The sequence below is a fragment of the Arthrobacter sp. NPDC058127 genome (assembly GCF_042884555.1).
In the GTDB taxonomy this organism is placed as follows: Bacteria; Actinomycetota; Actinomycetes; order Actinomycetales; family Micrococcaceae; genus Arthrobacter.
The window spans coordinates 108,018-118,832 of the sequence record NZ_JBHVTT010000017.1 but is presented as its reverse complement, the minus strand read 5'-3'; the positions used below and the strand labels follow the sequence as shown (position 1 = coordinate 118,832).

9 protein-coding genes are annotated in these 10,815 nt (G+C 60.2%); 5 read left to right on the top strand and 4 right to left on the bottom strand.

Features of this window, described 5'->3' with window-relative positions:
• Positions 1-90: 90 nt before the first annotated feature.
• A complete protein-coding gene (locus tag ACFVTG_RS19295) occupies positions 91-2,997 on the bottom strand; it encodes a BTAD domain-containing putative transcriptional regulator (protein WP_390282480.1) in 2,907 nt (968 codons plus the stop codon).
• Positions 2,998-3,612: 615 nt separating this feature from the next.
• Between ACFVTG_RS19295 and ACFVTG_RS19290 the strand changes: the two genes are divergently transcribed.
• The 4 genes from ACFVTG_RS19290 (at position 3,613) to ACFVTG_RS19275 (ending at position 7,285) form a co-directional block, all read left to right on the top strand.
• A complete protein-coding gene (locus ACFVTG_RS19290) occupies positions 3,613-3,738 on the top strand; it encodes a hypothetical protein (RefSeq protein ID WP_390282475.1) in 126 nt (41 codons plus the stop codon).
• A 349-nt stretch (positions 3,739-4,087) separates the two neighbouring features.
• A complete protein-coding gene (locus ACFVTG_RS19285) occupies positions 4,088-4,213 on the top strand; it encodes a hypothetical protein (RefSeq protein WP_390282473.1) in 126 nt (41 codons plus the stop codon).
• A 184-nt stretch (positions 4,214-4,397) separates the two neighbouring features.
• Complete coding sequence (locus tag ACFVTG_RS19280; RefSeq protein WP_390282472.1) at positions 4,398-5,369, top strand: tetratricopeptide repeat protein; 972 nt, start codon at positions 4,398-4,400, stop codon at positions 5,367-5,369.
• Between the two features lie 254 nt (positions 5,370-5,623).
• On the top strand, positions 5,624-7,285 hold the full coding sequence (locus ACFVTG_RS19275; RefSeq protein WP_390282471.1) for an ABC transporter substrate-binding protein: 1,662 nt from the start codon (positions 5,624-5,626) through the stop codon (positions 7,283-7,285).
• Positions 7,286-7,726: 441 nt separating this feature from the next.
• Here ACFVTG_RS19275 and ACFVTG_RS19270 read toward each other — a convergent pair whose 3' ends face one another.
• Positions 7,727-8,110, bottom strand: coding sequence for a hypothetical protein (locus ACFVTG_RS19270; protein ID WP_390282470.1), 384 nt, complete (start codon positions 8,108-8,110; stop codon positions 7,727-7,729).
• A 26-nt stretch (positions 8,111-8,136) separates the two neighbouring features.
• On the opposite strand from ACFVTG_RS19270, the gene ACFVTG_RS19265 reads away from it, so the two are divergent.
• Positions 8,137-8,898 carry a DUF732 domain-containing protein gene (locus tag ACFVTG_RS19265; protein ID WP_390282469.1) on the top strand — a complete coding sequence of 254 codons (762 nt, stop codon included), beginning with the start codon at positions 8,137-8,139 and terminating at the stop codon, positions 8,896-8,898.
• 147 nt (positions 8,899-9,045) lie between these two features.
• Here the strand turns inward: ACFVTG_RS19265 and ACFVTG_RS19260 are convergent, their stop codons facing one another.
• Positions 9,046-9,708 (bottom strand): hypothetical protein, encoded by a 663-nt coding sequence (locus tag ACFVTG_RS19260; RefSeq protein WP_390282468.1) that lies wholly within the window; start codon positions 9,706-9,708, stop codon positions 9,046-9,048.
• A gap of 74 nt (positions 9,709-9,782) precedes the next feature.
• Complete coding sequence (locus ACFVTG_RS19255) at positions 9,783-10,601, bottom strand: DUF4839 domain-containing protein (protein ID WP_390282466.1); 819 nt, start codon at positions 10,599-10,601, stop codon at positions 9,783-9,785.
• Positions 10,602-10,815 lie beyond the last annotated feature (214 nt).

The following is a 10,815-nucleotide window of genomic DNA, read 5'->3' as shown; positions in this document are numbered from 1 at the left end:
GCAGCGGTGTCTCGTCGATAGGGGCAACGTAGTGCTCGATCTGACGGTTACTTTTCATAACGGATCTACTTTTCATAGCGAATCCTGGGGTCAAGACCAAGGCGCGGCGGTCAAGGTAGTGGCCTTGGCTGGCGGCGGGTCGGAGGGTAGACAGCACCGCTCGTAGTCAGGCGTCTGCTGGCTGCGTTCCTTTTTGGAAGGGATCACCTCGTTGACGATCTGGGTAAGCGTTAGCGCCTGTCCGGCCGCCCATGCGAGGGCGAAGCTGATAGGCCCGGCCTCGGTGCGCGCCTTGGTGATGATTGATTCGATGCGCTGATGTTCCGAAGAGTTGAGCGGATGTCCCCGGTCAGAGCGGTAGGCATCGGCGACTGCGAGAATGCGAATGGCAAGCTCGGTGCGGTGCTGTTCGACGTACACGCTGGCAAGGGACTCGAGGAACCCCACGATGTTGCCTGGTGCGCCGAGTTCAATTGCTGCACCGATTGCCTCGTGCAACAGCTGCTCTGCGCCGTGATGGTCCCCGGCTTGTTCCGTGCCATCGGCAAGGTTAACCAATGCTATGGCGAGGAGCCACCGATCGCCGAGCAGCCGGGCGCTCTTAACGCTTTCGCGGGCCAGGTCACGAGCTCGGAGATGCTCGCCTCCATAGAAGGCTAGCCGCTCCAAAACAACAGATGCCGATGCGCGTGTCCGGGGGCTGGCGTGTGGTTCTGACAAAGCTTCGGCAGCAAGGCGCCGAGCAGTGACGGTGTCGTTGAGCTCTGCCGCCTGCACGGCCAAACACATCGTGGTCCACGCAACGCCTTCTTCGTTCCCGGCACGTCGGAATTCCTGACGTGCCTGACGATGCAGTTCACTCGCCTGGTCATTGCGCCCGAGCAGCCAGCACAGCGTGCCTGTTCCGCTGAGAGCAGGTGCCTTGAGCGCTGGCTGAGCGTTTGAGGCCCCGGCGAGCAGCTGCTGGGCGATTTGGCACGGCTCGGCCAGCACCTCGGTGAGTTCCCAATAGTGCCAAAGTTGCCCGACAAGCCGTAGTGCCAATTCAGTCGAGCCGTCCGGCCCTGCCGCCCACAGCAGGGCGCCTCGCAGATCCGGTGCGTCTGCGTGAAGCTGCCGGAACGCGTCGATTTGATCATGACCCCACAGTTGAGGGCTGAACTCTTCAGAGAGGCTGAGGTAATACTCTGCGTAACGGCGTCGTACGATTTCTGAATCGGCGCGCGAGGCGATGCGGTCACGGGCGTACTCTCTGATCGGCTGCAACATCGCGACCCGGAGTGTTCCCGCTGGGTCCGCATAGAGACGCAGCAGGCTATGGCGCGCTAGTGCGGTCAACAAACCTTTGACCCCCTTTGCATCGAGAGATGATCCGTGAATGCAGCTGACTGCGGCCACTGTTGGATCTGCAGCGAAGACGCCAAGCTGATCGAAAAGTTGGCTCTCAGCCTCCCCGAGCAACCGGTAGCTCCAGGCGATGGTCGCGGTAAGGGTTCGCTGGCGATCCGGAAGATCTCGAAAGGCTGCCGGTAAGGCGGCAAGACTGGCCTCCAGATCGGCAAGCAATTCGGTCTCGCTACGATGCCGCAATTGGGCTGCGGCCAACTCGATCGCCAAAGGGAGACCGTCCAGGCGTCGACAAAGACGGGCCACGACCGCACTGTTATTGCTGTCAAGATTAAAACGCGGACGGACGGTCTGGCCTCTGATCAAGAAGAGCTTTACGGCTGGCACGTCCCGCAGTAGGTGTGGCAGGAGCGGAGGGTCCAGGGGCGGTAGAGCCAACGGAGCGAGCTCGTATTCGAATTCGGCGCGCAGTCCCAGCGGGCGTCGGCTTGTGGTCAAGATCCGAAGTTCAGGTGCGGCGGTGAGCAGTTGCAGCACCACCGGCCATGCCTCCTCCAGGTGCTCGAAGTTGTCAAGGATCAACAGCAGCCGCCGGGAACGCAGGAAGCGAGTTATCACCGCCAGCGGGTCAGCGCCGCCAAAGTCTTCCAAGCCCAGCGCGCCCGCTATCGCGGCAGGCACCTGCAGCGTTTGGGTCAGCGGGGCCAGGTCTACCCAGCACGCTCCGTCGGGCTCGCTCATCATAAGTTGTCCGGCCGCAGCGAGCGCCAGTCGCGTCTTGCCTGTCCCGCCCGGACCCGTGATGGTGACCAGCCTGCAGCTATCGGCGACAAACAAAGAGCACAATTCGCCCAGCTCGGCCTCACGTCCAACTAAAGGCGTGAGCTCGGCCGGAAGGTTGTCCAGTCGCGGCCTGATCCGGCGACGACCATCAATTGCCGGCGCGGTGAGCGAAGCGTCTTGCCGAAGCACCGCCGATTCCAACTCACGCAAACGTGGACCGGGGTCGATACCGAGCTCCTCGGTGAAAACATTACGCGCCTGACGGCAAGCCGCCAGCGCATCCGCCTGCCGATCTGAGCGGTACAAGGCTAGCACGAGCGATGCCCACAGGCTCTCCCGATACTGCTGCTGGGCAACCAACGACTGCAACTCGCCGATCAAGGCACCGTGCCGACCCAATGCGAGTTCAACCTCAATCAGGTCTTGGTAGACGTCTAGTCGGGTTTCCTCCAGCTGGTCCAGCTCTGGCCGGAACAACTCTATGTCTGCCAGGTCGGGAAATATCGGCCCCTTGTAGAGCTCTACAGCCTGTCGAAGACAATCCGCACCTTTTAATAAATCGCCGGCCTGAACTGCCAGTTCACCGGCCGCGACCAGCTCACGAAACCGCAGGAGATCGAGTTCTTCCCCGTTAGCGGCGAGAGTGTAGCCACCGACACGACTCGCCAGCCTCTTCGAAGTCTCGCCTTTCAATCGATCGGGTTCCAGAACGCGTCGTAGATTCGCGACATACACCTGTAATTGCGGGCCCGGTTTCGCGGGCGGGTTGTCAGCCCACAAAGCTTCGACCAAGTAATCGGACGTCACCACCGTGTTTGCCCGTAGGGCCAAACACTCCAAGACGATTCGCTGCTGCCCTGCCCCCATAGCCACGAGCGCCCCGTCGGCGACAACTTCTAGCGGACCCAAGGCTCGTATCCAAAGTGCACTCATCGCAAAGCACCCCTCAACCGGCGACCGCCCACCAGGCCCGGATCCGCCCGCTCCCGCGAGCCGGAGTGAAGGTCTGCCGCTCATCCCAATCATGCATCCGCAGCACACGGACGGTCCAGCGTATTGCGAACCAGATCTGGCCGAGGGCAATTAAGGATCGATTAAGCGATCCGCGCGACCCTTAGGACACAAATAGAAACAAGCCAGAGCCGCTCAACCAATCCGAAACGAACTATCTGGCCGTAACGATTCAGAGGAGATCCTGATCATGAAACGAATAGAACCTTTCAGGATCCGCAACGGTCAGCCCTGCGTTGGCGGCCGGGCCGAATCTGACTCACAAGTCCTTTGCCCGGCACGGCCAACGAGACCCAATTGCGATTCCCGCCAAGTCTGGGATCAAGGGATTTGGCCGGATTGCTTGGATTGAAGGCCCCAGCGAGAGCGAAACGAGCACCCCCACCAGTAGAGCTCGTTGGGATCAAGAGAGCCTTCTCCACCGCTCTTAGAACACCAGCCCCACTAGCACCACACGAAAGAGAACCCATCATGTTCCGTAGAATCTGGGCCACCGCAGTCCTGCTCGCCACCGCACTGGGTTTCGCTGCCGCTACCGCGGGCCCCGCAACCGCCGGGTTGCAAACGAACCATTGCGAACCGCTCATCCGCCGCTGACACGCGGCATCCACCATCACCGCACCACCGTTCATCAGGAGATCATCATGTTCCGCAGAATCTGGGCCACCGCAGTCCTGCTCGCCACCGCACTGGGTTTCGCTGCCGCCGCCTCAGCCCCAGCAACAGCAGGAGTTATGTTCAATCATTGCGAACCGCTTATCCGGCGCTGACGCGCAAGATCCTCCACCTTCCACTGTTCAAAGGAGATTTCATGTTCCGCAGAATCTAAACCGCAGCCTTCGCGCTCGCCACCGCAGTTTCAATACGGGCGAACCGCTCAACCGCCGCCGAAGCGCGGCATCCTGTACCACCCAACCACCCGCACCATTGTCATCAGGAGATCATCATGTTCCGCAGAATCTGGACCGCCGCCGTCCTGCTCGCTACCGCCGTCGGCTTCGCCGCCTCCACCGCCGGCCCCGTCCTGGCCGGCGAAAGGCTCAACCACTGCGAACCGCTCGTCCGTCGCTGATCAAGTAATGCAGCGGCTCCCGGCCCGCACCGATCAGATTCGGGCCGGGAGATGCTCTGAAGGCAGGTTGCGGGTTCGCATGAGGAACTTCAAGGCACGGAGAATACACCGGAGAGCCCGGTCCCTGTGGCGAGACGGCCACACCGAGCATGCTGGGCGACTCGCGCTGCATGCACTAGAGCTGTTGCCCGCGGCCGAGAGGGTCAGTCTGGCCCAAGTCGCTGACCGAATCTCTGTTCTGGAGACACTTGCACAATTCGCATCTGACCTCGTCAACCAATCAGAAGCGCAGCGCCGCTGCGACGACGCGCTTGCCTTGCTGGCGGACGTTGAGTCTTGCGCCAGACGGGATGAGTGGTGCGTCTCCATTCTCGTCCACAAAGGAAACAGCCAACGTCTATCTGCCATGTATGACGAATCCGCGCTCACCCTTGCTCACGCCCTTGCTCTCTCAGAACGAATGCCGGATACCCCCCTCCCAGCCGGCCCGCTCAACGCCCTAGGGATTCTAGCCAAGGACCGCGGACGTTATGAAGAGGCGGGAATCTACTACAACAGGGCCCTTGAGTTGCTAGTCAGTCACGCCGGAACGGACGCACCGGAACTGGCGGGCGTTCACCACAATCTCGCGGGCCTGGCCCATGTTCAGGGGCAGTTTGCCCAGGCCGAGGAACCCGCCCGTCAGGCGGTCCGGTTGCGCCGGGCAGCCAGTCCACCGGACCTCGCCGGATTGGCTGCCGATCTGTCGGTTCTTGGGGCTGTCCTTGCCGGGCAGGAGCGTTTCGACGAAGCCGCAGCCATGCTGTCTGATTCTCTTGCGTTGTGGCGGTCCCGTTATGGCAACGCGCACTACGAGGTGGCCGTCCAGCTTCACAACCTCGCGGCAATCCAGCAGGCTCAAGGAGACTACTCGTCTGCTGAGTCCAAACTGGATGAAGCCCTAGCGATCAAACGCGGGATTCTCGGGGAGTCTCATCCTGAAATCGCCGCAATTCTTAACAACATCGCAACCGTATACGCAGACACTGGCCGGCACCCGGAAGCCAGGACCTGCTACGGCCGTGCAGTCGAAATATTCAAACAGACACTCGGTGACGACCATCCGAATACGGTGGCCTGCATTCAGAATCTCAACGACCTTGGAAACGCCCGCTGATCGCAGTCACATCCCAGAGCATGCCGATCACGCTCAGCGTGACAGGTATCCGGGCTGCTTGAGCAACCAAAGTGTTAAGGGCCTTGGCCCATTCATGCACGCTCCAGGTTCGAAAGCATCCACATTTGACATACCCGCGGTTAGGCTCATGTCGTATAGTCCGGCCAGAGCGTGAGGTTATTGGCAAACGATTCAAATGGGCCAATGGATTCACGGACCGCCTGGCTTATTTCCAACGACTCGTAGGAGGCGGAATGCGTTTACGCACCTCCAAGGTTTTGGGCGTCGTGGCCATCGCAGCGCTTGCCCTGACCGCATGCAACGGTGGCGGTAGCGTCGTCGCCACCCCTTCAAAGATCATCACTGCCTACGGCAATGAGCCTCAGAACCCCCTGTTGCCCGGGAACACCAACGAGTCTAACGGCCTCAGGGTAGTCGATCTGCTCTTCGAGGGCCTGCGCGCGTACGACGCAAACGGCAAGCCCATAAATGCCCTGGCCGAATCCATCGAAACCACGGACTCCCAGAACTGGTCCATCAAGGTCAAGTCGGGTGCAAAGTTCACCAATGGTGAAGCCATCACGGCCAAGACGTTCGTTGATTCCTGGAACTTCGCTGCACTAAGCACCAACCTCCAGAACAACAGCTTCTTCTTCGAATCCATCGACGGATACGCTGATGTCAGCGCCGTCACCGAGACCACGGGCGCGGATGGCAAGAAATCCTTCACCCCCGCGCCGACAGCCCAGACCATGTCCGGTCTAGCCGCCGGGGACGACCAGACCATCACGGTGAAGCTATCACAGCCCGAAGCCGACTGGTCCCTGCGCTTAGGGTACTCCGCCTTCTATCCCCTGCCTTTTGAGGCACTAAAGGATCCGAAGAAGTTCGGCGAGAACCCGGTCGGCAACGGCCCATACAAGTTCGAAAAAGAGGGCGCCTGGCTACACGACCAATCCATCTCCCTGGTCAAGAACACTGACTACACCGGACCCCGTGCCGCCAAGAACGGCGGCGTGACCTTCAAGTTCTACACGGATCCGGGCCCCGCATACACCGACCTGCAGGCTAACAACCTGGATGTCACCGACATTCTGCCATCCAACGCACTCAAAACCTACAAGACCGACTTCCCCGACCGGAACGCGGCAAAACCCATTGCCTTGAACGAAGCCTTGATCATCCCGCCCTACAACCCGAACTTCCAGGGTGAAAGCGGCAAGCTGCGCCGCCAGGCTCTTTCCTACGCGATCAACCGCGGGGAAATCTGCACAGTCATCTTCAACGGCACACGCACCCCCGCCAACGAATTCACCGCCCCGGTGCTCGACGGCTACTCTGCCTCCATCCCCGGCAACGACGTCCTCAAATTCGATCCCGCCAAGGCCAAAGAACTCTGGGCACAGGCTGAAAAGATCAAGCCGTACGACGCTTCCAAGCCGTTGCAGATCGCCTCGAATACCGATGGTGGCAACAGAGAGTGGATCGACGCCGTAGCCAACGGCTTCAAGAACAACCTCGGCATCCAGGCAGAGATCCAGTCCTTCGCCAGGTTCGCTGATGTGCTGAACCTGCGCCAGTCCCGCTCTCTCCCCGGCCTTACCCGCACCGCCTGGCAGGGCGACTATCCGTCACTGTACAATTTCCTGGGCCCGGTCTGGAAAACAGGAGCATCCGCCAATTTCGAAAAGTTCTCCTACCCCGAATTCGACAAACTACTTGAGGAAGGTCTCCGAGCAAAGGACACCAGAGAGGCAAACGACAAGTTCAACAAGGCCCAAGAAGTCCTGTTCAAAGAACTGCCCGGATTGCCGTTGTGGTACAACAACCACCCGATCGTGTGGAGCAACAACGTCCTCTCGGCCGAAACCGGTTGGAACGGGGCCATCCTCTACTACAACATCACGGCCAAGTAGACTACCGGGCCTCAGCCATCTGGAGCGACCTCGGTCAACTTCACCAACGAACCCGAGAACCAAGGCTGAGGGCTCGGTCCATTCAATCGCATGGGTCAATCACCTGTGCGATGAACACTTGGACCAGGCAAGCCCTGAGCGCGTCTACGAGAGCGCCAACAGTCTGGAAGGACCATGGCGTCTTCGATACCAGCGTAGCCGAGACAATCCATGACCGAGCAAACAATGGCACAGGCTGGACGTCAACATCCTCGGCGCACACGATGCGTCAGTCGCGGCCACTTGGCGAAAGACGAACGGAACCGCGATCAGCCGTGTTGTCGCCAAGACCGGCCCTCTTGAATTCGTTGCCACCGCTTTGCATAGTATTTCAGCGACACCATTGGAGTGCTGGAGCCGCCCACGGCCCGAGCGGGCTCTTGGTGCGGGGGCGGGGACGATTTACCGTGTCGTCGGTTCCAGCCCGTAGAGCCGGGAAAGTTGGCAGACCTTGGGTGTGTAGTACATCCAGTATTCGCCGGGGTCGTGTCGTCTGATCCGTTGGGTTTCGTCGACAGTTCCGGGCCAGTCGGTCTTCGCCACGAGGTCTTCAAAGAGAAGGACGGATTCGTCGAGAAGATCGTTGATGAGCGGCACTGGCTTCAGGCGCAGGCCGTACTCGTCCGATTCGCCGGCTGTCCATCGGTCCGCACCAGACCGCGAAACATATCGTCCGAGCTCGGTTAAAAGCACCAAAGTCGCCGGCGTCTTTCGAGCCGGCTTGAACTGAGTACCGATCCTGAAGCACACGGCGCGGGCTTGAAGAGACGAGTAGTGGATACGCACGACACTCCTCGACGCACGATGCGACAGTGGCGCTGACGCTAATCGACTCAAAAGGGGGCACCAACATGAATGGCGATGAGAGCAACAAAGCCAAACGGAAACACTGGACACTAAGCGCACTATCGGTCGGGGCGGTGACTTTCATCATGCCGTTCATGGCCGCCTGCTCGGGTCCCATTACGACAACCGCACCACCAACAGCGACGACCACGACCAGTGCGACACCAACGGTCACCAGCACGAGCACTGCCACCGCATCCCCAACCCCGTCTGCGACCGAGCCCCTCACAGGCGATGCACTCTGGGTCGATTATGTTCGGCAACATACGGTAAGCGCAACCGTGAAGGGCGAAACGGACGAAGAACTCATTTCAAGCGCAAAGAAGACGTGCGACCAGCTACGAGACGGAGAACTCTTCGAAGAGGCGGAATACAAGCTGGTTTCAGCCGGTCTGCCGAAAACTTACCAGGACGACATGTCCGTCATCCTTGGGACTGGAACCGCTAAGTTTTGTTTTGAGTTCGTCCCGAATAGTGGCACAGGCGACAATGTAGTTCTCGAGAGGCTGCGAGCCGTCGCCCCGATTATCGCGGGGAATCCAGATGATGCGATATTGAGTCAAGCGCGTTCCGCGTGCCCTGCGGTTGCCAAAGGCCTCGCTGGGGGCGCGGCGACGGTTCAAGAGGCGCGCCGCGCTTGGGGTCACGACCAAGGATACAAATTCATCGTCGTAGCCGTCTTCAACTATTGCCCTACGCACCTGAATAACGTCATCGAAAACAAGTGAGTGGCTTCGAGATGGTCCGGACAACTTGACTCCAAGCCTGCTCTCGAACTTGCTAACTGCCCCGTGAAGCTAGGCGAGCAAGGAACCTGGATTGCGCGGCCGGCCATTCCGCCGAGGCTTCGTTCGCCCCACAACATCTGGACGTCCCTATAGGCGTTGCCGGCGTGTCTCGAATTCGATCCGGAGGTATCCGAGAGCATTGCGCGGCAGCACGGCAGTCACTACCCCGTTATCTCCGAGGGACGCCCCGACCGCGTACACGAGGGGGTCCGTGTCGATGGCCAGGCCACGTACGTCGACTTCGTCAACCCGTACGGTGACCTCAGCGGCGTGGCCGGTCCAGGCCTTACGTCCGGGCCATTCGCGCCGGTAGCGGTTGATGAGGACGTGGTTCAGGTGGTCCGATAGCACCCGACCCACCGACAGTTCGGATGCATCGCGGCGCCACGTGGTCCGCACGGCCTCCCAGAGCTGCGGGTACCTGAGACGCTCAGCCTGCTCAACCAGCCACCGCGGCCGCGGCCACGGCGGAATGCCCTCGACCATCTGTCTCCCCTGTCCGTCGAGTTCAGCCAGGTTGACCGGGTCGGACCGGTCAGCCGGGTTCCGCCACAGCGTGTAGCTTATGCTCGCCGACATCTCGCTGTATCCGCGGGTGTCCTGCCCGTACTGAAAGCCGACCATATCCACGTCTTCCAGCGAAGGCTGCGGCACCAAACCGATGATGGGAATCGGCATCAGTTCCAGACGCCTGGCGTGTCCGATGCGCGGGTCGGGCGCATCCTCGGGCAAGACCCCTTCAAATCTCATGTGCCGATTGTGACCGACACGCGTTCTGGTTTGAAGTCACCAGTCCAAGCAAAAGTGCTAAATCCAAGGCGTGGTTAAGGATGTCCTGAGACGTGTTCGATGCAATTAGGTCTACCGGACTGCGGTGGAGGGTTGAGGAAGAACAGGCACTGCTTGGGATTGTAGGAGCCGACTTTAGCGGTGAACCGGAATTTGTCGCCTTCGGTGACGTTGGACGGAATGTTTTTGCCGGTGAGGTTGAGGTCGAACATATTCACGTTCTCGAACTTGAACGCGGGGCCTACGCCGGTGTTCGGCCCTGCGTTTCCGGGCGCGAGAAGGATGTCGTATCGAGTGTTGTACATCTCGTGGTGTTGCATGTTCGCGATGGAGCCGTCGAACTCGATTTTCCGCCCCTGGTACTTGGCCGCGAATGTCGCCAGGGCAGGGTCGCAGTCGTCGCCGACGTTCAAGAGTGCCGCGAGTTCATTGTTATTCTCGGCGGTGATGACCTGATCTGTTGGTTCAGATGGGGTCGGAGTGGGCGACGGTGTAGGCGTCTGTTTCGCGTGCTCCGGCTTGCTCGACTTGGTGGCGGTGTTCTCGGCGCTGGTATCTCCCTTGTTCTGTGCGGCGGCGATTCCGATGCCGACAGCAGCGAAGACCAGCACAACGGCTGCCGCTACGGCAAGGGCTCGTTGCTTCACAGGGGCAAGGCCCCGGAAGGCGTCCCACGCCTTAGACAGCAACGTTTCGGACTTCACCCGACGGAAGTACAGCGTGGTCCGCAGCGTACCCTGGGTCTGGTCTACGAGTTCCCAGCCGCCCTCTTTCTGCGCCTTGGCAATCGAACGGTTTTCCAGGCCGCGCACGGCTTGAACGGACTTGTACTCGTACTTGACGTCATCCGGCATCCGGCTGCTCTCCCCCTGGCTGAAGCGTTCTGGAGTCTAATGGCGACTCAGGCCATTTGGTTCCTGCTCCAGATCGCCGTTGGCTTGATCAGCACGACCGGAGGGACTCGCCGAGGTAGCTGTGCAGCCGTAAGGAGCTATAGATCGGCTGCCAGGGACAGAATCATGATCGCGAACCCGATAACAATCCAAAAAGTCTGCCAGGACGCGGACC

Coding starts and splice junctions, on each gene's coding strand:
- ACFVTG_RS19295 (WP_390282480.1), bottom strand. CDS start 2,997: ATGGGGGCAGGGCAGCAGCGAATCGTCTTGGAGTGTTTGGCCCTACGG.
- ACFVTG_RS19290 (WP_390282475.1), top strand. CDS start 3,613: ATGTTCCGTAGAATCTGGGCCACCGCAGTCCTGCTCGCCACCGCACTG.
- ACFVTG_RS19285 (WP_390282473.1), top strand. CDS start 4,088: ATGTTCCGCAGAATCTGGACCGCCGCCGTCCTGCTCGCTACCGCCGTC.
- ACFVTG_RS19275 (WP_390282471.1), top strand. CDS start 5,624: ATGCGTTTACGCACCTCCAAGGTTTTGGGCGTCGTGGCCATCGCAGCG.
- ACFVTG_RS19260 (WP_390282468.1), bottom strand. CDS start 9,708: ATGAGATTTGAAGGGGTCTTGCCCGAGGATGCGCCCGACCCGCGCATC.
- ACFVTG_RS19255 (WP_390282466.1), bottom strand. CDS start 10,601: ATGCCGGATGACGTCAAGTACGAGTACAAGTCCGTTCAAGCCGTGCGC.